General features: G+C 61.6%; 19 protein-coding genes and 1 pseudogene. 7 read left to right on the top strand and 13 right to left on the bottom strand.

Annotation, left to right across the window (positions count from 1 at the left end; genetic code table 11):
• Positions 1–807: pseudogene (apaH, locus tag CYR32_RS05645) on the top strand (bis(5'-nucleosyl)-tetraphosphatase (symmetrical) ApaH); the annotation flags it as partial.
• A gap of 136 nt (positions 808–943) precedes the next feature.
• On the opposite strand, the gene CYR32_RS05640 reads toward apaH, so the two are convergent.
• The 4 genes from CYR32_RS05640 to CYR32_RS05625 all read right to left on the bottom strand — a co-directional run bounded on the left by CYR32_RS05640 (position 944) and on the right by CYR32_RS05625 (position 4,995).
• Entirely contained in the window at positions 944–2,839 is a 1,896-nt protein-coding gene (locus CYR32_RS05640; protein ID WP_101823415.1) for a PhoX family protein, read from the bottom strand.
• A gap of 167 nt (positions 2,840–3,006) precedes the next feature.
• Positions 3,007–3,489 carry a type 3 dihydrofolate reductase gene (gene folA / locus CYR32_RS05635; RefSeq protein WP_101823414.1) on the bottom strand — a complete coding sequence of 161 codons (483 nt, stop codon included), beginning with the start codon at positions 3,487–3,489 and terminating at the stop codon, positions 3,007–3,009.
• Positions 3,490–3,736: 247 nt separating this feature from the next.
• On the bottom strand, positions 3,737–4,198 hold the full coding sequence (locus CYR32_RS05630) for a threonine/serine exporter (RefSeq protein WP_165698184.1): 462 nt from the start codon (positions 4,196–4,198) through the stop codon (positions 3,737–3,739).
• Complete coding sequence (locus tag CYR32_RS05625; protein ID WP_101823412.1) at positions 4,195–4,995, bottom strand: threonine/serine exporter family protein; 801 nt, start codon at positions 4,993–4,995, stop codon at positions 4,195–4,197. The genes CYR32_RS05630 and CYR32_RS05625 overlap by 4 nt, the downstream gene beginning before the upstream one ends.
• 129 nt (positions 4,996–5,124) lie before the next feature.
• On the opposite strand from CYR32_RS05625, the gene CYR32_RS05620 reads away from it, so the two are divergent.
• The 4 genes from CYR32_RS05620 (at position 5,125) to iadA (ending at position 8,309) form a co-directional block, all read left to right on the top strand.
• Positions 5,125–5,739, top strand: coding sequence for a LysE family translocator (locus CYR32_RS05620; RefSeq protein WP_101823411.1), 615 nt, complete (start codon positions 5,125–5,127; stop codon positions 5,737–5,739).
• 280 nt (positions 5,740–6,019) lie between these two features.
• Positions 6,020–6,673: a nucleoside recognition domain-containing protein gene (locus CYR32_RS05615; RefSeq protein WP_101823545.1), complete on the top strand. Its 654-nt coding sequence runs from the start codon at positions 6,020–6,022 to the stop codon at positions 6,671–6,673.
• 1 nt (position 6,674) lies between these two features.
• Positions 6,675–7,136, top strand: a complete 462-nt coding sequence (locus CYR32_RS05610; RefSeq protein ID WP_101823410.1) for a YjiG family protein — start codon at positions 6,675–6,677, stop codon at positions 7,134–7,136.
• Between the two features lie 9 nt (positions 7,137–7,145).
• A complete protein-coding gene (gene iadA, locus CYR32_RS05605) occupies positions 7,146–8,309 on the top strand; it encodes a beta-aspartyl-peptidase (protein ID WP_101823409.1) in 1,164 nt (387 codons plus the stop codon).
• A 60-nt stretch (positions 8,310–8,369) separates the two neighbouring features.
• Here the strand turns inward: iadA and kefC are convergent, their stop codons facing one another.
• From kefC to CYR32_RS05585, 4 genes are all read right to left on the bottom strand, one after another.
• On the bottom strand, positions 8,370–10,223 hold the full coding sequence (gene kefC / locus CYR32_RS05600) for a glutathione-regulated potassium-efflux system protein KefC (protein ID WP_101823408.1): 1,854 nt from the start codon (positions 10,221–10,223) through the stop codon (positions 8,370–8,372).
• Positions 10,216–10,779 (bottom strand): glutathione-regulated potassium-efflux system oxidoreductase KefF, encoded by a 564-nt coding sequence (gene kefF, locus CYR32_RS05595; RefSeq protein ID WP_101823544.1) that lies wholly within the window; start codon positions 10,777–10,779, stop codon positions 10,216–10,218. The genes kefC and kefF overlap by 8 nt, the downstream gene beginning before the upstream one ends.
• Positions 10,780–10,968: 189 nt before the next feature.
• Entirely contained in the window at positions 10,969–11,856 is an 888-nt protein-coding gene (locus tag CYR32_RS05590; protein ID WP_101823407.1) for an EamA family transporter, read from the bottom strand.
• Positions 11,853–13,031 (bottom strand): MFS transporter, encoded by a 1,179-nt coding sequence (locus tag CYR32_RS05585; protein WP_241523751.1) that lies wholly within the window; start codon positions 13,029–13,031, stop codon positions 11,853–11,855. The genes CYR32_RS05590 and CYR32_RS05585 overlap by 4 nt, the downstream gene beginning before the upstream one ends.
• Before the next feature lie 165 nt (positions 13,032–13,196).
• On the opposite strand from CYR32_RS05585, the gene CYR32_RS05580 reads away from it, so the two are divergent.
• Positions 13,197–13,658 carry a winged helix-turn-helix transcriptional regulator gene (locus CYR32_RS05580; protein WP_101823405.1) on the top strand — a complete coding sequence of 154 codons (462 nt, stop codon included), beginning with the start codon at positions 13,197–13,199 and terminating at the stop codon, positions 13,656–13,658.
• 143 nt (positions 13,659–13,801) lie between these two features.
• On the opposite strand, the gene carB is transcribed toward CYR32_RS05580, so the two are convergent.
• The 3 genes from carB to dapB form a co-directional block, all read right to left on the bottom strand.
• Entirely contained in the window at positions 13,802–17,032 is a 3,231-nt protein-coding gene (gene carB, locus CYR32_RS05575; RefSeq protein WP_101823404.1) for a carbamoyl-phosphate synthase large subunit, read from the bottom strand.
• A gap of 18 nt (positions 17,033–17,050) precedes the next feature.
• On the bottom strand, positions 17,051–18,199 hold the full coding sequence (gene carA, locus CYR32_RS05570) for a glutamine-hydrolyzing carbamoyl-phosphate synthase small subunit (RefSeq protein ID WP_101823403.1): 1,149 nt from the start codon (positions 18,197–18,199) through the stop codon (positions 17,051–17,053).
• Positions 18,200–18,666: 467 nt separating this feature from the next.
• The gene (dapB, locus tag CYR32_RS05565) at positions 18,667–19,488 is read right to left on the bottom strand and encodes a 4-hydroxy-tetrahydrodipicolinate reductase (protein ID WP_101823402.1); all 822 of its coding nucleotides are present in this window, start codon (positions 19,486–19,488) and stop codon (positions 18,667–18,669) included.
• Between the two features lie 368 nt (positions 19,489–19,856).
• Here dapB and CYR32_RS05560 point away from each other — a divergent pair, with 368 nt between their 5' ends.
• Positions 19,857–20,732 (top strand): SMP-30/gluconolactonase/LRE family protein, encoded by an 876-nt coding sequence (locus CYR32_RS05560; RefSeq protein WP_101823401.1) that lies wholly within the window; start codon positions 19,857–19,859, stop codon positions 20,730–20,732.
• An 84-nt stretch (positions 20,733–20,816) separates the two neighbouring features.
• Here the strand turns inward: CYR32_RS05560 and ispH are convergent, their stop codons facing one another.
• Both ispH and fkpB read right to left on the bottom strand, forming a co-directional pair.
• A complete protein-coding gene (gene ispH, locus CYR32_RS05555) occupies positions 20,817–21,767 on the bottom strand; it encodes a 4-hydroxy-3-methylbut-2-enyl diphosphate reductase (RefSeq protein WP_101823400.1) in 951 nt (316 codons plus the stop codon).
• A complete protein-coding gene (gene fkpB, locus CYR32_RS05550) occupies positions 21,748–22,218 on the bottom strand; it encodes an FKBP-type peptidyl-prolyl cis-trans isomerase (RefSeq protein ID WP_101823399.1) in 471 nt (156 codons plus the stop codon). Before fkpB ends, ispH begins: the two co-directional genes overlap by 20 nt.
• Positions 22,219–22,221 lie beyond the last annotated feature (3 nt).

The following is a 22,221-nucleotide window of genomic DNA, read 5'->3' as shown; positions in this document are numbered from 1 at the left end:
ATGTCGACATACCTGATAGGCGATATCCACGGCTGTTACGACGAGCTGCGCGCGCTGCTGGCGCAGGTGGACTTTGACCCGGCCCATGACACCCTCTGGCTCACCGGCGACCTGGTCGCCCGCGGGCCGGACTCGCTGAACGTGCTGCGTTATGTGCGCTCCCTCGGCCCGGCGGTGCGCATGGTGCTGGGCAACCACGACCTGCACCTGCTGGCGGTGTTCGCCGGCATCAGCCGCAATAAGCCGAAAGACCACATCACGCCGCTGCTGGAGGCACCCGACGCGGACGAGCTGATCAACTGGTTACGCCGCCAGCCGGTGCTCCAGGTGGATGAGGAGAAACGCATCGTGATGGCGCACGCCGGCATCACGCCGCAGTGGGATCTGGAGACGGCGCAACTCTGCGCGCGTGAAGTGGAAGCGGTGCTGAGCAGTGACAGCTACCCGCTGTTCCTGGATGCGATGTACGGTGACATGCCGAACAACTGGCTGCCGGAGCTGACCGGCCTGGCGCGGCTGCGTTTCGGCACCAACGCCCTGACGCGGATGCGCTACTGCTTCCCTAACGGCCAGCTCGACATGATCTGCAAAGATACGCCGGAGCACGCCCCTGCCCCGCTGAAGCCGTGGTTTGCGCTGCCCAGCCCGGTGGCGGATCAGGGCTATGCGATCATCTTTGGCCACTGGGCCTCGCTGGAAGGGCGCGGCACGCCGGAGGGCATCTACGCCCTCGACACCGGCTGCTGCTGGGGCGGCAACCTGACGCTGCTGCGCTGGGAAGATAAAACCTATTTCACCCAGCACGCCCTGCCGCGCGGTGAGCACGCCGCCACGCCGAAAGCCTCCTGAGGGTTTTCGGTAAAAGAACATGGTTTCCTGTTAAAAGATAAAAGCCGCCGGGTTTCTGCCCGGCGGCTTTTTTTATGGCTGCGGCCGGCGCAGGTTACGCGCCGATGATGCCGCCATCCTCACGGGTGATCATCAGCACCGAGGAGCGCGGCCGCGGGCTGTTATTGGGGAAGTGCGAATCCCCCTCCTCGCCCGGGTGCTGGATGTTCACAAACAGCGTGCGGTAGTCCGGGGTGAAGGCGACGCCGGTCAGCTCGCACGATTTCGGCCCCACCAGGAAGCGGCGGATCTCACCGCTTTTCGGGTCACCCACCAGCATCTGGTTATTGCCCTGCCCCTGGTAGTCATCCTTGTTGGTGTATTTGCCGTCGGTCAGGATCCACAAGCGGCCGTCGCGGTCAAAACCCAGCCCGTCCGGGCTGTTGAAGGTGTTTTCCGCCGTGATGTTCGGTGTGCCGCGGTTCACCCCCTGCGGGTGGGCGATCGGGTTGCCGCACAGCGCGTACATGTCCCAGCGGAAGTCGGTGGCGGTGGCGTCGCCGCCCTCATCCCAGCGGATGATCTGGCCGTAGATATTATCCGGGCGCGGGTTCGCCGCGTTCAGGGGCATTCCCTCGCCGCCACGCTTGCTGTTGTTGGTCAGGGTACAGTAAGCGCGTCCGTCATGCGGGTTCACCGCGATCCATTCCGGGCGGTCCATGCGGGTCGCACCGGCTTTCGCCGCCGCTTTGCGGGCGAAGATCAGCACCTGTGCCGCGTCCTGGAAGCCGTTCTCCGGCGTCAGGCCGTTCTCCCCGAAGCGCAGCGCCAGCCATTTGCCGGTGCCTTTCAGCGGGGTGCCGTTGGCATCCGCATTGAACTGCGCCACATAGAGGGTGCCCTCATCCAGCAGGCTGCGGTTATTCGCCGGGTTGGCGGTATCCACGTTGCCGTCGGAGACATATTTGTAGATGAATTCGCCGCGCTCGTCGTCGCCCATGTAAACCACCAGGCGGCCATCTTTCGCCACGGTTACGGCGGCGTTCTCATGCTTGAAGCGGCCGAGGGCGGTGCGCTTGATCGGCGTGGAGGACGGGTCCATCGGGTCGATCTCAACGATCCAGCCGAAGCGGTTAAATTCGTTCGGGTTTTTTGCCACGTCAAAGCGCGGGTCAAAATCGGGCCAGTTGCGCTCCGGCTCGTCCGGCTTCAGGGTGTAGCGTTTCTGGTCGGCGGTGGTGACAAAACCGGCCTGTTTGGTGCCGAAATAGGTGTCGAAGTTCTCTTCACAGGTGAGGTAGGTGCCCCACGGGGTTTTGCCGTTGGCGCAGTTGCCGAAGGTGCCGAGTACCTTGGTGCCGCTAGGGTCAGCCTCGGTTTTCAGCAGCGCATTGCCGGCGGCCGGGCCGCTGAAGGTCATCGGCGTGGCGGCGGTGATGCGGCGGTTGTAGCGGGAGTCGATCACTTTTTCCCAACGCGGGGAGTTGCCGACGCGGCGCACTTCCACCACCGAGACGCCGTGCGCCGCCTGGGACTTGCGCACATCCTCCAGGCTGGTGGCTTTGCTGCCGCCGTGGGCGAACAGGTACTGTTCGTTGACATATTCATTGTTGATCGCCATCACGCCGCGGTTCTCATCCAGCGGGAAGAAGCTCATGCCGTCGTTGTTGTCGCCAAACTGCTTCTCCTGATCGGCCGCGCTGTTGCCGCCGTTCGGGTCGAAGGCCGGGGCATCCGGGTGCAGCGGGTCACCCCAGGAGATCAGCACATCCGCACGGTAGCCTTCGGCCAGTACCACCTTGTCTTCGGTGGAGGCGGCGATGCCCTTAAAGCCCAGCAGCGGGCTGCCGGTCACGCCCGCGGCGGTGCCTGCGGCCCAGCTTTTGCCCGGCAACACGCCGATGCCGCCCAGGAAACCGGCCAGCCCCACGGCCCCGGCGCTGCCCAGCAGCAATTTGCGGCGGGTCGGGTTGACCAGACGATCGGCGTTCAGTTCAGTATTGTCACTCATGCGGAATTCCCTATGCTTAATAAGCGCAGCAAAGCTGCCGGCTGCCAACGATGCGGGCCAGTGTAAACAGGGAAAGTGACAAGATTGTTACAAAAAACAAGAATTGTTACAGCGGGCAATGCGGGGAAACAGGCGCGTGAAACTCACGCGCCGGGCGCTCGGGTGCCTTAACGGCGGTCGAGAATTTCGAAGCAGTAGCTGTGGGAGTTGTTATCGTCTGCGTCGTGGAACTCGCTGAAGGTGCTCTCCCACTCATCCGGTTCGTAGTCCGGGAAATGGGTGTCACCTTCCACTTCGGCATCAATATGCGTCAGGTAGAGGCGGTCTGCGCGCGGCAGGAACTGGGTGTAAACCCGCCCGCCGCCGATCACCATCACCTCGGCGGCATCACCGGCGGCGGCAATCGCCTCCGCGACGGAGGTCGCCCAGGTGACGCCATCGTGGTCACCCGGATGGCTGCTGATAACGATATTGTGGCGGCCCGGTAACGGTCGTCCAATAGACTCAAACGTCTTGCGTCCCATAATTACCGGTTTGTTGAGCGTGTTACGTTTAAACCACGCCAAGTCAGCCGGTAAATGCCATGGCATGGCGTTTTCCATACCAATAACGCGATCCACCGCCAGTGCAGCGATCAGGCTGATAATCATTGTTAAACCTTGTGTGTCGGAAAGTGTTGTCGTCGGAAAAAATGCGTCACCGAAAAGTGCTGCCACTATACGGAAAGGGAGGAAAGCCGTCGATAGGCTTCCTCTCTCCGTAAGAATTTATAAGACAGCTCTTAGCGAAGCCGTCATTTTACCGTTTATTTCGCCACAAATAGTGACTTATTCGCGTGTTTCATGGTGTTTAAAGCTACAGAAACCAGAATAAGATCGTCTTTCCGGCCCGGCGCGCTCAGACGCCGGGCCGCGAACGGTAGAGCCACAACCCCGGCAGCGACAGGCCGATCGACAGCGCGCCGACGATAAACCCGGCGCGCAGGAAGTGGGTCACCATGCGCGCCATCAGCGCCTCGCTGTAGCCCAGCCGGGCCAGTTCCACTACCGAGATCATCGCCGTATAGGCAGAGATGCCGGGGAACATCGGAATCACCGCCGCCACGGTAAACACTTTCGGGTGCGCCAGCAACCAGCGCGACCAATGGATGCCGATCACGCCGATCAGCACCGCCGCCGGCAGTGACGCCCCCTCAATGCTCAGCCCGGCCTGCATCATCAGCAGCCGCGCACCGTGGCCGATGGCCCCCAGCGCCGCGCAGTAGGGCAGCGCCCGGCGCGGCACGTTGAACACCATCGCGAACCCCAGCGCCGGGATCGCCGACAGCACCATATCCTCGAGCAACAGCAACAGGTTCATGCCCACCCCGGCAGATCAAACAGCGCCATCGCCATCACCATGCCGATGCAGGTCGCCAGCGTCAGCAGGCTCGCCATCGCCCAGCGCGCCAGCCCGGTATTGACGTGCCCCTTGAACATGTCCGCCACCGCGTTAATCAGCGGGAAACCCGGCACCAGCAGCAGCACGCTGGCGGCCATCGCCACGCCGGAGGCCGCATGCAGCAGCGGCAGCCGCAACAGCAGGCCGGAGAGCGCCGTGGCGACGAAGGCGGTCAGGCAGAAGTTGATCAGCGGGTTCATCTGCCGCGCGGTGAGCCACTGGCGCACCGCCATCGCCACCCCGCCCGCCACAAAGCTCACCCCCGCCCCGCCCCAGCCGCCGTTATTCAGCCGGCAGAAACAGGCGCAGGCGCAGGCGACCATCAGCACCACCAGCCCGCGCGGGTAACGCAGCGGGCGGATGTTCGCCAGCCGTTTCGCCACGTCATCACACTGCAACAGCTTATGCTCCGCCAGGATCACCGTGTGCTGCACCTCGGTGACCACATGCATATTGATGCCGCGATCGCTGTTGCGCCGGGTGGTGGTCAGGCAGTGGCCGCCGCTCAGGGTGGTGAGCACAATCGCGTTGGCGGAGATGGCGCTCTCGACGGCGTCCACGCCGAGCGCGATGCCGAGGCGCGCCGCCAGCTGCTCCACCAGCATACTTTCCGCGCCGTGCTGGAGCAGCATCAGCGCGCACTGGATGCAGAGCCGGGTAATCTCCCGCTGCTGCGGGTGGGCCGCCGGAGGCGGCGGTGAGGAAAGCGCGTGCATAAACCCCTCTTATTCCCTACAAAATAAAGGGGATTGTTAACACAGCCGCGGCGAATAACCAATAAGCGTGATGCGAAATTTTACCGGGGAGGCTATCATTCCCGTTTTCCGTTCCCGGCTTTGTGAATAATGTTAGAAACCTCTCTGTTTGTCGCGACCATCGCGGCCCTGGGTATGCTCTCCCCTGGCCCCGATTTCTTCCTGGTGATTAAAAACGCCGCCCGATACCCCCGCTCTGCCGCCATGATCACCGCCCTGGGCGTGACCTGCGGCGTGGCGACCCATATGACCTACTGTGTGGCCGGGCTGGCGGTGGTGATCACCACCACGCCGTGGCTGTTTAACGTGCTGAAATATGCCGGTGCCGCCTACCTGATCTGGGTCGGTATCCAGGCGCTGCGCGCCAAAGGCAACAGCAAGATGAACCTCAGCCAGTTCAGCGTGCAGCCGGTGAGCCTGAAAACCGCCTTTGTGCAGGGCTACCTCTGTAACCTGCTGAACCCCAAGGCGACGCTGTTTTTCCTGGCGGTGTTTACCCAGGTGTTGCAGGTCAACTCCAGCGTGGGCGAAAAGCTCTGGTACGCCGGAATTATCCTCGGCCTCTCCGCCGTGTGGTGGCCGCTGCTGGTGGTGCTGATCCAGAGCGAGCCGGTGCGCCGCGGCCTGGCGAAAGCGCAGAAGATCATCGACCGTCTGCTGGGCGGCGTGCTGATCGCGCTCGGCATCAAGGTGGCCCTGAGCTGATTGCGTCCGGAGTGACAGGCGGGCTCGGCCCGCCTTTTTCTTGCCCGCCGGTTACATTTTCTTAGTGCCGCGGAAACCCCGCTTTCCCCGATCATTCAAACCTGCTTAACAATCCCTGCGCTAAAGAGTGCCCTTCGCCTCACTTTTTTCTGTCGTGTGCTGAAACGCCCTGTTTGTTGATCTCACCCCGGATTTTTCCCCAGCCCGCTGTTTTATGGTGCGTTTCCGGCAATTCCGCCGCATGGCACCGGTGAGTTCACCGCAACCGAAAGGGGTATTCATGGAACCTGAGCAGCGCAGCGCGCCCGTAGGATGGACAGCCTACCTGGCGTTTTTTATGACGATCATTTTCTTTTCCGGCCTGTTTTCCACCAGCACCGGTTGGTGGCGGGTGTTTGATTTCACGGTGCTCAACGGCACCTTCGGCAAGATCAACGCGGCGGGGGAGACGGCGGTCTCCTTTCGCGGCGTCGGCGGCACCGGGGCCAAAGAGGGGTTCCTGTTTGCGCTGGAGCTGGCGCCGTCGGTGATCCTGTCGCTCGGCATCATCGCCGTGACCGAAGGGCTGGGCGGCCTGCGTGCCGCGCAACAGCTGATGACGCCGGTCCTGCGCCCGCTGATGGGCATTCCCGGCATCTGCTCCCTGGCGATGATCGCCAACCTGCAAAACACCGACGCCGCCGCGGGGATGACCAAAGAGCTGGCCGAAGAGGGGCTGATCACCGAGGAGGAGAAAGCAATTTTCGCCGCTTTCCAGACCAGCGGCAGCGCCCTGATCACCAACTACTTCTCCTCCGGCGCGGCGCTGTTCACGGTGATTACCGTACCGGTGATCACGCCGCTGGCGGTGATTCTGCTGTTCAAATTTGTCGGTGCGAACCTGCTGCGCGTCTGGATCTCCAGCCTGCAACACCGGCGGGCGGAGGAGCATTAAGATGAGCGTACAGGCACGTAAAAATGTGATGGCGCTGTTTATCGACGGTGCACGGCGCGGCTTCACCATCGCCACCACCAACCTGCTGCCCAATGTGCTGATGGCGTTTGTCATCATTCAGGCGCTGAAAGTCACCGGGCTGCTGGATCTGGTCGGCAGCGTCTGCCGCCCGGTCATGGCGCTCTGGGGCCTGCCGGGCGAAGCGGCGGCGGTGCTGCTGACCGCCCTGATGAGCATGGGCGGCGCGGTGGGGGTCTGCGCCAGCCTGGTGGTCGCCGGGGCGCTGAACGGGCACGACGCCACGGTGCTGCTGCCCGCCATCTACCTGATGGGCAACCCGGTGCAGAACGTCGGGCGCTGCCTCGGCACCGCCGCGGTGGAAGCCCGGTACTACCCGCACATCATCGCGGTCTGTGTGATTAACGCCCTGCTCTCCCTCTGGGTGATGCAGGCTTTGGTATAGGAGCGGAAGATGGATCTTTCTTTGGCTGGGCTGGTGTTATTACGCGGGGCGGAGGTGTATGCCCCGGCGGCGCTGGGGCAACAGGATCTGCTGGTCAGCGGCGGGAAAATCATTGCCATTGCGCCGCATATTGAAGGGGAGCGGCTGCCCGGCTGTGAGGTGGTGGATCTGCACGGCCACCTGCTCTGCCCCGGCCTGATCGACCAGCATGTGCACCTGATTGGCGGCGGCGGTGAAGCCGGGCCGCACAGCCGCACGCCGGAAGTGGCCTTCTCGCGGCTGGTGGAGGCGGGCATCACCACGGTGCTGGGGCTGCTCGGCACCGACGGCATCACCCGCCACCCGGAATCCTTGCTGGCCAAAACCCGCGCGCTGGAGCATGAGGGGATCACCGCCTATATGCTGACCGGCTCGTATGCACTGCCTTCCCCGACCCTGACCGGCAGCATCGCCCGCGATCTGGTGCTGATCGATAAGGTGATCGGCGTGAAGTGCGCGGTGGCCGACCACCGCTCATCCGCCCCGTCGGCGGCACGGCTGGCGGAGATGGCCGCCCAGGCGCGGGTGGGCGGGATGCTGGGGGGCAAAGCGGGCATCAGCGTGTTCCATATGGGCAACAGCCCGCGCCTGCTCGCCCCACTGTATGAGGTACTGCGTGACAGCGATGTGCCGATCACCAAACTGCTGCCGACCCACCTTAACCGCAGTGAGCCGCTGTTCGCCGCCGCGCTGGGCTTCGCGCATGACGGCGGCTGCCTCGACTTCACCAGCGGCATTGAGCAGCCGATCGATGCGGCCACGGCGGTGGCGCGGGCGGTGGCCGCAGAGGTGCCGCTCGCCCGGCTGACGGTGAGCTCCGACGGCAATGGCAGCCAGCCGGTGTTTGATGCGCACGGCAACCTCACGGGCATCGGCGTCGCGGGCTTTGACAGCCTGCCGCAGGCGCTGCGTCACCTGGTGCAGCGCCACCATTTCCCGCTGGCGGAGGCGTTGCAGCCCTTTACCTGCAATGTCGCGGCGTTCCTGGGGCTGGCGGCCAAAGGCGCGCTGCGGCCGGGGTATGACGCCGATCTTCTGGTGCTGACGCCTGAGCTGGCGGTGCAGCAGGTCTGGGCGAAGGGGAAACGGGTGGTGGATCAGGGGAAAGCCATCACCAAAGGCACCTTTGAATAGGCCCGGTTTGCAGGCAATAAAAAGGCGGCCCGCAGGCCGCCTTTTTCACTGTCGCGCCGGTTATGCCGGGCGCGCTTTTTCGTCCTCGACCGGGATCTCCGCGTCTTCCGTGCGGCCCTGCCAGCCGGTCTGCTGCACCTGCGTCAGGCGGGTGTTGTCCATCGCCATCGCTTCGGTCAGCATCTCTTTCGCCCGCTGCATACTGGCGATGCGGAACTCGGTGTCCTCGTAGTTCGGCAGTGTCTCCTCCAGCACCTTCAGGTTGTGCTGGCGGAAGATATCCGCTTTCTCCCGCGCCTCATAAGCACCAAACCCGATCGCTTCCAGCGCATGGCGCGCCGTGCGCAGCGAGCCTTCAAACAGCTCACGCTCCGGCGCGTCCACGCCACGCAACCGCAGCTGGTAGTAGTGGTCCACATCGCGCGCACGGGCGATGATCTTCAGGTGCGGGAAGTGCTCGCGCGCCAGATCGGTGAGTTGCAGGTTGGCGTCCACGTCATCAATGGTGTTGATCAGCACTTTCGCCTGCGCCGCCCCGGCGGACTCCAGCAGCTCCACCCGGGTGGCGTCGCCGTAGAACACCTTATTGCCGAACTTACGCAGCGTTTCAATGTGATCGGGGTCGTGGTCCAGTACCACCGCGTTGATGCCGTTGGAGAGCAGCATACGGCCGGTGATCTGCCCGAAGCGGCCAAACCCGGCGATGATCACGCTGGCGTGCTCGTCGATGGTGTCCGCCGGGCGCTGGCTGGCGGGGGCCGCTTTCTGGAAGCGTTTCGCCAGCACCAGCAGCACTGGCGTCACCGCCATAGAGAGCGCCACGGCCAGCGTCAGCGCCTTCGCCCAGTCAGCGGGCAATACCCCGGCGGTCTGGGCGGTGCTGAACACCACGAACGCGAACTCACTGCCCTGCCCGATCAGGATGGCAAACAACCCGCGTTGCGCACGCGGCACATTCAGCACCGGGGCGATCAGCCACAGCAGCGCGCCTTTCAGCAGCATAAAGCCGCCCAGCAGGGTGAGGATCAGCAGCGGGTGGTGAATCAGGGTGCCGAAGTCGATCGACATCCCCACGCCGATAAAGAACAGCCCGAGCAGCAGCCCTTTGAACGGCTGGATGTCGCTTTCCAGCGCATGGCGGTATTCGGAGCTGGCCAGCAGCACCCCGGCGAGGAACGCGCCCATCGCCATCGACAGCCCGGCCATCTCCAGCAGCACGCCGAAGCCGAACACCAGGAACAGGGCCACGGCGCTGAACACTTCACGCATCCCCGATTTCGCCACAAAGTGCAGCAGCGGGCGGGTCACGTAGCGGCCCAGCAACACCACCAGCGTCAGGGCCATCACCACTTTCCCGGCGGAGAGCGCAAAGGTGGCGAAGGTGGTGGTGCCGCCGCTGGTCGCCAGCAGCGGGATCATCGCCACCAGCGGAATGGCGGCAATATCCTGGAACAGCAGCACCGCAAAAGCGCTGTTGCCGATGGGGGTGCCGGAGAGGTTACGCTCGCTCATCGCCTGCATGGCGATCGCCGTGGAGGAGAGCGCCAGCGTCAGGCCAATCAGCGCCGCCACCTGCCACGTCAGCCCCAGGGCGTAACAGAAGGCGCTGAGCAGCAGCCCGCAGCCCACCATCTGTAGCCCGCCGCCGCCGAACACCGCCACCCGCAGGTTCCACAACCGTTTCGGGTCCAGCTCCAGGCCGATGATAAACAGCATCAGCACCACGCCGATTTCGGCGAAAGTCAGGATGGATTCGGCATCAGCCACCAGCCGCAGCCCCCACGGGCCGATCAGGCAGCCGGCGATCAGGTAGCCCAGCACCGAGCCGAGGCCGAAGCGCACCGCCACCGGCACAATCAGCGCCGCGGAGCCGAGGTAGATCAGCCCCTCAATCATCATCTCATGGTTATCCATGTGCACCTCCGGCCAGGGTAGTTGCGTCATCAGAGACCGGCGTCAGGTAGTCAGCAAGCCGGGCCTGGTAGCGTACCGCGGCCGCTTCCAGGCGGGCCGGGTCACAGTTAAAGGTGCCGTGCAGCACAAACGGCGGCTGCCACTGCATACCGCAATAGAGCGCGGTGGCCTCCAGCGGCTGCGCCAGCGCGGCGAAGTCCGGGAAGCTGCCCAGCTCGAAGTGGTGGCTGTCGCCGCCGGTGGTCACCGCCCAGAGCGCTTTTTTGCCGCGCAGCGCATTGCCGCCGTGGCCGTAGGCCCAGCCGTGGGAGAGTACTTTGTCAAACCAGAGCTTCAGCAATGGCGGCATGTTGTACCACTGCATCGGGTGCTGCCAGACCACCAGCGAGGCGCGGCTCAGCGCCTGCTGTTCGGCGGCCACGTTCAGCGTGAAATCGGGGTAGAGATCGTAAAGCGATCGCACTTCAACCTGATCCAACTCACCGGCCGCCTGGATCAGGCGCTTATTGGCGTGCGAGTGGTGTGGATAGGGGTGCGCATAGATAATCAGGATCATAAGGATCTCACAGTAAAGCCTGTACTTTTGGCCGTTGTCATCGGGAAAATATAACCCGCTTTCGCCGCCTTTCGGAAACAGGCATTCTACGGGGTTAACCCGGTGTGAGAAATGGAAAAAAAAGAAACGCGGGCACCAGGCGGCGGGTTTATAAAGATGCGCCACGCGGAATGCTTAACGGCCTTCAGGCTACCCGGTACGCCATTCTGCCAAAAAACGCGTCAGCCGCCGGCCATACAACCCGACAACCAGCCCAGAAATAATCAGCAGCAGGGCGAGGATTTTCACCTGTGAAAGCGTTTCCCCCACTATCACCCTGGAACCCAGAAGCCCAAACACCGGCACCAGCAACGACAGCGGAGCCACGGTGGACACCGGGTATTGTTTAAGCAGGGAATTCCATACCCAGTAGCCAAACAGGGTATTGGGGTAGACCTGAAACAGCACTGACAACAGGGCGCGCGCGTCCATGTGGCTGACCAGCGACATATAGCCGTGGGTGCCGTTGGCGAGCCAGTCCAGCAGAAAAAGGGGCACCGGCGAAAAGGCACTCGACCAGACCAGGAAGGCAAAGACCTGCCTGGTGCCCGCCTTCTTATTAATGATGTTGGCGATACTCCAGGCGATGGCACCCGCCAGCACCAGCAGCATCCCGGAGAAGGTCACGGAACCATCCGTGATGAAAACAATGCTCAGTAATCCCCCGCAGGCAATCATGAACCCGGCGATTTGATAACGGCTGAGGCTCTCTTTCAATACCAGGCGGCCCAGCAGCAGGGTAAAAAAGGCGCTGAATTGCAGCAAGAGTGACGCAATGCCTGCTGAAAGCCCGGTTCTGATCCCCAGATTGACCAGCCCCCACAGGCCAATGCCAAACACCAGACCATAGCTGATGAGGTAGCGCCACGGGACATCCGGTTTTTTGATAAACAGCAGGAGTGGTAACGCGCATAGCGTGAAGCGTATGCCTGCCAGCGTGAAGGGCTCCACCGAACTCAGCCCCAGCTTGATAACTGAAAAGTTAATGCCCCAGATTGCCGTGATCAGAATGGCGAGCAACAGATGATGTAATTTCATGATTGACGCGATCCTGCCCAGAAGAGAAAAGCAGAGGCACTCACGAGTGCCCCCGCGAAGCAGACTGACGGCCACCCCCAGAGCGCATAAAGCGCCGTGGCGGTAATGGCGCCCAGTGCGCTGCCCACGGAATAAAAACACATGTAGGCACCGACCAGGCGGCTTGCCGCGTCCGGCCTGGCCGCAATCAGGATGCTTTGGTTGGTCACATGGATGGTCTGCACCGCGAAGTCCAGCGTGATGATGCCGATGAGAAGCCACAGCAAAGACGTTTCGGTATAAGCGATGGGCAGCCATGAGAGGGTCAGCACCGCCAGCGCTGTGCCGGTCGCCTGCTGCCCCCGGCCTCCATCTGCCCATAAACCTGCTCTTGACGCCGCCAGCGCACCGGCAATGCCCGCTAACCCAAACAGGCCTATCTGGGTATGTGACAACGACATGGCACTGAGCGGCATGACCATCGACGTCCACAGCATGCTGAACGCAGCAAAGATAAGCAGGGCAAAAAGCCCCCGCTTCCTCAGCTGAGGCTCCGTGAAAAACAGGCGGAAAACGGACAGCAGCAGGGAAAGATAGGTGGGTGTTGGCCTCCGGGGCGCAGTGGACGGCATCACTTTTCCCAGTAAACAGGCGATCAGTAACATCAGGCCGGCCGCAGTCAGGTAAACAACCCGCCAGCCGGCGAGATCGGCAATGGTTCCTGATATAAAACGGGCCAGCAGTATCCCCAGCACAATACCGCTGGTCACCGTGCCGACGACCTGCCCGCGCCGCTGGGGGGCCGCCAGTATCGCAGCCCAGGCCACCATGAGCTGCACCACCACCGCCATCAGGCCGGTAAACAACATCGCGCATAACAGGGTGGCCAGATTTTGTGATAACCCCGCCGCGGTCAGCGCCAGCACGGAAAGTAACAGATGCGTGATCACCAGCGTTTTCCGGTTTACCCGATCGCCAAGCGGCACCAGAAAGATCAACCCGGCGGCATACCCTGCCTGGGTGGCGGTGATGACGCTGCCTATCGTGCCGGGCGGCACCTTCAGGCTGACTGACATCGACTCCAGTAAAGGCTGGGCCGAATAGACATTGGCCACCGCCAGGGCACTCGTGAGTGAGAACAGAAGGGTTATCCGCGGGGTAAGCACCGGGGCCTCTGCTGACGCGATCTGTTCCATAGCCTCCGCCTGTGTATCTGCCTTTGCGTCCATCGTCATGCCCTTATCTGGTTTTTTTTTGAAACTACATGTTCCCTAGAATTACCCTCAGTGGTTTTTTTTTGCAACTTCTTTTGGTGAGGATTATGCTGGCGTCAATAAACGGGCAAACGGAGAGCAAAAGAGATGGCAAAACAGGAATCGCTCAGAACCAGCGAATGCCCCGTCGCCAGGACGTTAGAAGCTATTGGTGAACGCTGGTGTCTGATGATCATCCGTGAGGCGTTTGACGATGTGCGCAGATTCAGTGAGTTTCAAAAGAATCTGGGCCTGGCGAGAAATATTCTGGCTTCCCGCCTGAAACTGCTGGTTGATATCGGCGTGTTTGAGATCTGCCCCGCGTCAGACGGCAGTGCGTACAGCGAATATGTCCTGACCGAAAAGGGCCGTTCCGTCTTTCCGATTGTGGTGGCCATACGGCAATGGGGAGAACGCTATCTGTTTGAGCAGGGCGAGACACATTCTGTGCTGCTGGATAACGCCTGCGGGCAGCCAGTGCAGCCGCTGGAGGTGCGTTCACTTCACGGGCATAAACTGGAACCCGGCGACTGCCACCGCCAGCGTGTGATGGCAGGCAAAAAAGCGTGATATCTGCCCTGTGGGGGACGCCGGCAGGGTGCCGGGCGCGATGCCCCTTCCCGCCTGGCGCACGGCCGCAAGCGTGATGCGCTGGCAGGACAGGCATAAAAAAACCCCACGTTGCCGTGGGGTTTTTGCTGAGGTGAGAAAAATCAGCCTTTGAGTTGCGCGTGCATCTCCTGCACTGAGATCACCTGCTCTGTCGGGTCGGTGCTCAGTGCCATCGCGGTGGCGAAGCCGCCGTTCAGGGTGGTGTCGTAATGCACTTTATATTGCAGGGCGCTGCGGCGAATCAGCTTGGAGTCCTCAATCGCCTGACGCCCGGCGGTGGTGTTGACGATGTAGGTGTACTCACCGTTTTTGATGCGGTCCTGAATGTGCGGGCGGCCCTCATGCACCTTGTTGACCAGGCGCGGGTTAATGCCCGACTCGCCCAGCACCACGGCGGTGCCGTGGGTGGCGTCCAGCTCGAAACCGCGTTTCAGCAGCTTGGCGGCCAGATCCACCACGCGGGATTTATCCCCCTCGCGCACGGAGAGCAGTGCACGGCCGCTCTTTTTCATGTTCAGGCCGGAGTGGCTGCCCAGCATCGCTTTGCCGAAGGCTTCCGCGAAGGTGCGGCCGACGCCCATCACTTCCCCGGTGGAGCGCATTTCCGGCCCGAGGATCGGGTCAACGCCCGGGAATTTGTTGAACGGCAGCACCACCTCTTTCACCGAGTAGTACGGCGGGATGACCTCTTCCGTCACACCCTGTTCCGCCAGCGTCTGGCCGACCATCACCCGCGCCGCCACTTTCGCCAGCGGCACGCCGGTGGCTTTGGAGACGAACGGTACGGTACGGGCGGCACGCGGGTTTACCTCGATCAGGTAGACTTCGTTGTCTTTCACCGCGAACTGCACGTTCATCAGGCCGCGCACGCAGAGTTCGAAGGCCAGCTTCTCGACCTGGCGGCGCATCTCATCCTGAATCTCTTTGCTCAGGGTGTAGGCCGGCAGGGAGCAGGCGGAGTCACCGGAGTGCACGCCCGCCTGTTCGATATGCTCCATGATGCCGCCAATCAGCACCCGCTCGCCGTCGCAGATAGCGTCAACGTCCACTTCTACGGCGTCATCCAGGAAGCGGTCCAGCAGTACCGGCGCGTCATTGGAAACAGACACCGCGTTCTGGAAGTAGCGCTTGAGGTCGGTTTCGTCGTAGACGATCTCCATCGCCCGGCCGCCCAGCACGTAGGAGGGGCGCACCACCAGCGGGTAACCCAGCCCGGCGGACTTCTCCACCGCCTGTTCAATGGTCGCCACGGTGGCGTTGGCCGGCTGCTTCAGGCCGAGGCGGTTCACCGCCTGCTGGAAGCGCTCACGGTCTTCGGCGCGGTCAATCGCGTCCGGGCTGGTGCCGATGATCGGCACGCCGGCCGCTTCCAGTTCACGCGCCAGTTTCAGCGGGGTCTGGCCGCCGTACTGCACAATCACCCCTTTCGGCTGCTCAATGCGCACAATTTCCAGCACATCTTCCAGCGTCACCGGCTCGAAGTAGAGGCGGTCAGAGGTGTCGTAGTCGGTGGAGACGGTTTCCGGGTTGCAGTTGACCATGATGGTTTCATAGCCGTCGTCGCGCAGCGCCAGCGCGGCGTGGACGCAGCAGTAGTCAAACTCGATACCCTGGCCGATACGGTTCGGCCCGCCGCCCAGCACCATCACTTTCGGGCGGTCGTTGGTCGGGTTGGATTCGCACTCTTCCTCATAGGTGGAGTACATGTAGGCGGTATCGGTGGAGAACTCCGCCGCACAGGTATCCACCCGTTTGTAGACCGGGTGCAGGTTGTATTTGTGGCGCAGCTTGCGGATCTCGCCTTCCGAGACGCCTGCCAGTTTCGCCAGGCGCGCATCGGCGAAGCCCTTGCGCTTGAGCTGGCGCAGGAAGTCGGCGGTCAGCACATTGGCACCGCCCTCTTCCACTTTCTCTTCCAGCCGCACCAGCTCTTCAATCTGCACCAGGAACCAGCGGTCGATGTTGGTGAGGTTGAAGATGCCGTCCACGGACATCCCGGCGCGGAAGGCGTCGGCGATGTACCAGATACGATCCGCACCGGCATCTTTCAGCTCGCGGCGGATCTTGGTCAGGGCTTCCGGATCGTCGAGGCTGACCATCGGATCAAAGCCGGTTTTGCCGACTTCCAGGCCGCGCAGCGCCTTTTGCAGCGACTCCTGCTGGGTGCGGCCGATGGCCATCACTTCACCCACCGATTTCATCTGGGTGGTCAGGCGGTCGTTGGCACCGGCGAACTTCTCGAAGTTGAAGCGCGGGATCTTGGTAACGACGTAGTCAATGGAAGGCTCGAACGAGGCCGGGGTGCGCCCGCCGGTGATGTCGTTCATCAGCTCGTCCAGCGTGTAGCCCACCGCCAGCTTGGCGGCGACGCGGGCGATCGGGAAGCCGGTGGCTTTCGAGGCCAGCGCCGAGGAGCGGGAGACGCGCGGGTTCATCTCGATGACGATCAGGCGGCCGTTTTTCGGGTTTACCGAGAACTGCACGTTGGAGCCGCCGGTCTCGACGCCGATCTCACGCAGTACCGCCATCGAGGCGTTACGCATGATCTGGTACTCTTTGTCGGTCAGCGTTTGCGCCGGGGCCACGGTGATGGAGTCACCGGTGTGGATGCCCATCGCATCGAAGTTCTCGATCGAACAGACGATGATGCAGTTGTCATTCTTGTCGCGCACCACCTCCATCTCATACTCTTTCCAGCCAATCAGCGACTCATCGATCAGCAGCTCGTTGGTTGGGGAAAGGTCGAGGCCGCGTTCGCAGATCTCTTCAAACTCTTCGCGGTTATAGGCGATGCCGCCGCCGGTGCCGCCCATGGTGAACGACGGGCGGATGATGCACGGGAAGCCGACGTCAGCCGCCACGGCCAGCGCCTCTTCCATGGTGTGCGCGATGCCTGAGCGGGCGGTGTCCAGGCCGATTTTCTTCATCGCCTGGTCAAAGCGGCGGCGGTCTTCCGCCTTGTCGATGGCGTCGGCGGTGGCACCAATCATGGTGACGCCGAACTCCTCCAGCACGCCCTGGCGCTCCAGCTCCAGCGCACAGTTCAGCGCCGTCTGGCCGCCCATGGTCGGCAGCACCGCATCCGGGCGCTCTTTTTCGATGATTTTGCGCACCACTTCCCAGTGGATCGGCTCGATGTAGGTGGCATCGGCCATTTCCGGGTCGGTCATGATGGTGGCCGGGTTGGAGTTCACCAGGATGACGCGGTAACCCTCTTCACGCAGCGCCTTACAGGCCTGCGCGCCGGAGTAGTCGAACTCACATGCCTGGCCGATAACAATCGGGCCGGCGCCGAGGATCAGGATGCTTTTTATGTCAGTACGTTTTGGCATGGCTGTTATGGCTCCTGATTATTTGGCGGTGGAACGGTAAGTCTTGATCAGTTCGATAAAGTGGTCGAACAGCGGTGCGGCATCGTGCGGGCCGGGGCTGGCTTCCGGGTGGCCCTGGAAGCTGAAGGCCGGCTTGCTGGTGTGGTGGATGCCCTGCACCGTGTGGTCAAACAGCGAAGAGTGCGTGATGCGCAGCGTCGGCGGCAGATCCTCTTCATCGACGGCAAAGCCGTGGTTCTGCGCGGTGATCATCACCGTGTTGTTGTCCCAGTCTTTCACCGGGTGGTTGCCGCCGTGGTGGCCGAGCTTCATCTTGCGGGTTTTCGCGCCGCAGGCCAGCGCCAGCAACTGGTGGCCGAGGCAGATGCCGAATACCGGCATGTCGGTTTCCAGGAAGCGCTGGATTGCCGCGATGGCGTAGTCGCACGGCTCCGGGTCACCCGGGCCGTTGGACAGGAAGATGCCGTCCGGGTTCATCGCCAGCACCTCGTCTGCCGGGGTCTGTGCCGGGACGACCGTCAGGCGGCAGCCGCGATCCACCAGCATCCGCAGGATGTTGCGCTTCACGCCGTAGTCATAGGCCACCACGTGGAACGGCAGCGCGGACGCCTCGGCCGCTTCCGGCAGGCCGCCTTCCAGTGCCCAGCTCCCCTGTTGCCAGCTGTAGCTCTCGCGGGTGCAGACCTCTTTCGCCAGATCCATGCCTTTCAGGCCCGGGAAGGCTTTGGCCTTCTCCAGCGCCAGCGCGGCGTCAACGTTGTCCCCGGCGATGATGCAGCCGTTCTGGGCGCCCTTCTCACGCAGCAGGCGCGTCAGCTTACGGGTGTCGATGTCTGCAATGCCGACGATATTGAGGCGCTTGAGGTAGTCGGAGAGGTTTTCTTCATTGCGGTAGTTGCTGGCGATGAGCGGGAGGTCGCGGATAACCAGGGCTTGCGCATGAACAGTGGAGGATTCTTCATCGGCGGCGTTGGTGCCGACATTGCCGATATGGGGATAAGTAAGGGTAACGATCTGGCGGGAATAGGAGGGATCAGTGAGGATTTCTTGATAACCGGTCATCGACGTATTGAAGACCACTTCCCCCACTGCCGTACCTTCGGCCCCGATGGCCCGACCGTGGAATTGGGTTCCGTCTTCCAGAACCAACAGCGCTGACTTAATCAAAGCATCCTCCAGGAATAATCAATCACAATATTTGCATATTAATTCAGAACAGGCGCACTAAATCAATGCAAAAATCGCTGCAAGAGCTAATTTTCGGCAAATTGCGCGCATTCTAATGAGGGCGATCCCCTTTGTCTACCCAAACCCACCTTTTTTGTTATGTTTTCTCTGCATTCAGACAAATTGCCTCTTATCAACGGCAAAAACACCGCATAAGTCGGGGGAGTAAACGGTTGCGAGTCTGCCGGCAGCAGGAAAGAGGAGGAAAAACGAGAATAAGGATGTTTTTTATACAACCCAGTCAGGCGACACGGAAAACAAGGAAGGTAAAGTAACTATTTTGTCTATCACGCCTGTTTATAAATTCTTAACTCCTGTTTTTGCATAATAAAAAAAGGGCAATCAAGGAATTGCCCGTTAATCAAATAATTATGATCAAAAAACCACATCACAATGGTTTGGAAAAACTATAAATTATGGAGATCCAGCACATCCCGCATGTCATAAAGCCCGTTTTTATGGCCGGAAACCCAGGCAGCAGCGCGAACGGCGCCATTGGCAAAGGTCATGCGGCTGGAGGCCTTGTGGGTAATCTCAACGCGCTCGCCAATATCAGCAAACATCGCCGTGTGTTCACCAACGATATCCCCGGCGCGTACGGTGGCAAAACCGATGCTTTTTGGGTCACGTTCACCGGTGTGGCCTTCACGAGCGTAGACCGCGCACGCGTTCAGATCGCGGCCGAGCGCATCGGCAATCGCTTCGCCCATCGCCAGCGCGGTGCCGGAAGGGGCATCCACTTTATGGCGGTGGTGCGCTTCCAGGATTTCGATGTCCGTGTAGTCGCCCATGATTTTGGCCGTCTTCTCTAACAGCTTCAGCACCACATTGACGCCCACGCTGAAGTTGGCGGCAAAGACGATGCCGATCTCTTCAGCCGCTTGTTTAATCGCGTTTTTTCCGGCGTCGTCGAAGCCGGTGGTGCCGATGACCATCCCTTTTCCGTGGCGGCGGCAGGTTTCCAGGTAGGCCAGCGCCGCCTCCGGGCGGGTAAAATCGATCAGGATGTCAAAAGCGTCGATGACGGCTTCCAGGCTGTCGCTGACCTTCACGCCCAGCATGCCGGCCCCGGCCAGTTCACCCGCATCGACCCCTACCAGCGAGGAGCCGGGGCGTGCCAGGGCCGCCCCCAGTACCACGCCGTTGGCCTGCTGCACGGCCTGAATCAGTTGTCGGCCCATGCGGCCGCCCGATCCCGCAATCGCAATGCGGATATCAGAATTATGCATACATTCTCTCTTCTGTTTTTATCGTTCGCCGTGAATCACCTTCAGGGTAGCCACGCCCTCTCACCACAGCCAGATAAATTCTCGGATAATAAGAAATTTATGATATAGGCTTGTTAACATCAGTAAAATCTATCCCTATGATGTTAAAAGATTAGGCAAAAATCGGCACAAATGGGTGATTTTTAATCACCCGCCCTGCCTGTTTTGTCCATGCATGATGTTCGCATAGTCATGCAATTTCAGCCAGCGCGCCACACAGCCGGAATGATCCGATTCTGCCAGCGCCGTCAGGCGCTTTTGGCTACGCTGAGAGAGTGCGCCGCCCCTTTGCGGTGCGAACGATTTTTTACAGAGAGGACAATCCCCGTATGGCCGCATTTCTACGTTCTGACGTCACCCCGGTTAATGACTACCGGGCCGAACTGGGTGAAACGCCCGTATGGTGCGATCGCAGCCAGTCGCTGCTCTGGGTAGACATCAACCGCCAGCGCCTGCTGCGTTACTGGCCGTCACGCCGGGAAACAGAAATCCGCACCCTGCCGGGTGTCACCAGCGGCGTGCTGCTCACGGATAAGGAAGAGCTGTTTTTGCTGGTCTCCCAGCTGGGCATCACCACCTATGACTTCGCCAGCGGGGAGATTGCCGTGCTCTGCGACTACCCGGAAGAGATCGCCAAAACCCGGCCGAATGAAGCGGCCATCGCGCCTGACGGCTCGCTCTGGTTCGGCACCATGGATTTAACCGAAAATGACCCGATCGGGGCCTGGTATCGCTACGCCGCCGGGGACGCCGCGCCGGAAATGATGATGGACAAGCTCACCATCCCCAATACGCTGGTATGGCATGAGAACCGCGTCTGGTTCGCCGACAGCAGCGCCAAACGCTTCTACTCCGGTAACAGCAAACGCATCAACCCGCGCACCCTGAGCTGCTACTCCAGCGGCGAGCTGACGCCGGACGGCTCCACCCTCACCACCAGTGGCCGGTTAGTGAATGCCTGCTTCGGCCATCACTGCCTGTTTACCTACCAGATCAATGACGGCGAACTGCTGGCGGAAGAGGCGATCCCGTTGCCGGTGAGCCAGCCAAGCTGCTGTACCTTTGGCGGCCCGGAGCGCAAGACGCTGTTTATCACCTCCGCCCGCAAAGGGCTGGAGAACCCCGGCGAACTGGACGGCGCGCTGTTGCAGGTCGAAACGAATGAAACCGGCGTTCCGCAACACCGCTTTATTCTGCCGGGCTGAGTCACGCCTCCGCGCGGTTGCGTACGCCGCGCATAAAAAAGGGTCTGCCGAGGCAGACCCTTAACAATGCGGAGCGCGGGACGATCAGTCGATCTGTTTGACGTCGACCCGCAACTCTTTCGGCACTTCAAACACAATGTTCTCTTCGCGGCCGCTCATCTCAATCGCCGTGCCGCCGCCCAGCGCCTGCAGGCGTGCGATCACATCCTGCACCAGCACGTCCGGCGCGGAGGCCCCGGCGGTGACGCCGATGCTCGCCGCGCCTTTCAGCCAGGCTTCCTGGATGTCAGCAGCGGAGTCGATCAGATAGGCCTGCTTGCCCATGCGCTGCGCCAGCTCCGCCAGACGGTTGGAGTTAGACGAGTTACGCGACCCGACCACCAGCACCACGTCAGCCCCATCCGCCAGGTTGCGTACCGCTTCCTGCCGGTTGGTGGTGGCGTAGCAGATGTCATCCTTGCGCGGCCCGACAATTTTCGGGAAACGCTCACGCAGGGCGTCGATCACGTCAGAGGTGTCATCCACCGACAGGGTGGTCTGCGTCATGAAGCAGAGGTTCTCCTCGTTTTTCACTTGCAGGGAGAAGACATCCGCCGGGGATTCCACCAGGTACATGCCCCCTTCCGGGTTGCTGTACTGGCCCATGGTGCCCTCTACTTCCGGGTGCCCGGCGTGGCCGATCAGGATCGCTTCGGTGCCTTTGCGGCTGGCGCGTGCCACTTCCATATGCACTTTGGTCACCAGCGGGCAGGTGGCGTCAAACACCGTGAGGTCACGGCTGCGCGCTTCCGCCCGCACCGCCTGGGAGACGCCGTGCGCAGAGAAGATCAGGATCGAGCCGTCCGGCACTTCGCTGATCTGCTCAATAAACACCGCCCCGCGGGCGCGCAGGCTGTCCACCACGTAGCGGTTATGCACCACTTCGTGCCGCACGTAGATCGGCGCGCCGTAAATCTCCAGCGCACGCTCCACGATGCTGATGGCGCGGTCAACGCCCGCGCAGAAGCCGCGCGGGTTAGCCAGCAGAATTTGCATCATTGGCCTCCAGATCCGGGTTAATCTCCAGCACTTCCAGATCAAAACTGATGTGCTGGCCTGCCAGCGGGTGGTTGAAGTCAACGGTGATCGACTCCTCCGCCACCTCGCGCACCACGCCCGGCATTTCGCTGCCGTCCATCGCGGTGAACATCATAATGGTGCCCACCTCCGGGATACCGGTTTCGATAAAGTCACGGCGGGAGAAAAACTGGATCAGATCCGGGCTTTTCTGGCCGAACGCCGACTCCGGCGACAGGGTAAAGGCGCGCTTGTCGCCGACCTGAAGGTTTAACAGGTGCGCCTCCAGATCTTCCGAAAGGCTGCCGTCACCCAGGCGGAACAGCGCCGGTTTGCCGTTGCCGCGGGTAGACTCCGCCACTGAGCCATCTTCCAGCGTCAGGGTAAAGTGCACCAGTACGGCGCTGTCAGGTTGAACGTGGTCTGCCATCAG

It is taken from the genome of Chimaeribacter coloradensis (assembly GCF_002858715.1).
Taxonomy (GTDB): domain Bacteria; phylum Pseudomonadota; class Gammaproteobacteria; order Enterobacterales; family Enterobacteriaceae; genus Chimaeribacter; species Chimaeribacter coloradensis.
This window is presented reverse-complemented; position numbering and strand designations above follow the sequence as displayed.

Coding starts and splice junctions, on each gene's coding strand:
- CYR32_RS05640 (WP_101823415.1), bottom strand. CDS start 2,839: ATGAGTGACAATACTGAACTGAACGCCGATCGTCTGGTCAACCCGACC.
- folA (WP_101823414.1), bottom strand. CDS start 3,489: ATGATTATCAGCCTGATCGCTGCACTGGCGGTGGATCGCGTTATTGGT.
- CYR32_RS05630 (WP_165698184.1), bottom strand. CDS start 4,198: ATGAACCTGTTGCTGTTGCTCGAGGATATGGTGCTGTCGGCGATCCCG.
- CYR32_RS05625 (WP_101823412.1), bottom strand. CDS start 4,995: ATGCACGCGCTTTCCTCACCGCCGCCTCCGGCGGCCCACCCGCAGCAG.
- CYR32_RS05620 (WP_101823411.1), top strand. CDS start 5,125: ATGTTAGAAACCTCTCTGTTTGTCGCGACCATCGCGGCCCTGGGTATG.
- CYR32_RS05615 (WP_101823545.1), top strand. CDS start 6,020: ATGGAACCTGAGCAGCGCAGCGCGCCCGTAGGATGGACAGCCTACCTG.
- CYR32_RS05610 (WP_101823410.1), top strand. CDS start 6,675: ATGAGCGTACAGGCACGTAAAAATGTGATGGCGCTGTTTATCGACGGT.
- iadA (WP_101823409.1), top strand. CDS start 7,146: ATGGATCTTTCTTTGGCTGGGCTGGTGTTATTACGCGGGGCGGAGGTG.
- kefC (WP_101823408.1), bottom strand. CDS start 10,223: ATGGATAACCATGAGATGATGATTGAGGGGCTGATCTACCTCGGCTCC.
- kefF (WP_101823544.1), bottom strand. CDS start 10,779: ATGATCCTGATTATCTATGCGCACCCCTATCCACACCACTCGCACGCC.
- CYR32_RS05590 (WP_101823407.1), bottom strand. CDS start 11,856: ATGAAATTACATCATCTGTTGCTCGCCATTCTGATCACGGCAATCTGG.
- CYR32_RS05585 (WP_241523751.1), bottom strand. CDS start 13,031: ATGGAACAGATCGCGTCAGCAGAGGCCCCGGTGCTTACCCCGCGGATA.
- CYR32_RS05580 (WP_101823405.1), top strand. CDS start 13,197: ATGGCAAAACAGGAATCGCTCAGAACCAGCGAATGCCCCGTCGCCAGG.
- carB (WP_101823404.1), bottom strand. CDS start 17,032: ATGCCAAAACGTACTGACATAAAAAGCATCCTGATCCTCGGCGCCGGC.
- dapB (WP_101823402.1), bottom strand. CDS start 19,488: ATGCATAATTCTGATATCCGCATTGCGATTGCGGGATCGGGCGGCCGC.
- CYR32_RS05560 (WP_101823401.1), top strand. CDS start 19,857: ATGGCCGCATTTCTACGTTCTGACGTCACCCCGGTTAATGACTACCGG.
- ispH (WP_101823400.1), bottom strand. CDS start 21,767: ATGCAAATTCTGCTGGCTAACCCGCGCGGCTTCTGCGCGGGCGTTGAC.
- fkpB (WP_101823399.1), bottom strand. CDS start 22,218: ATGGCAGACCACGTTCAACCTGACAGCGCCGTACTGGTGCACTTTACC.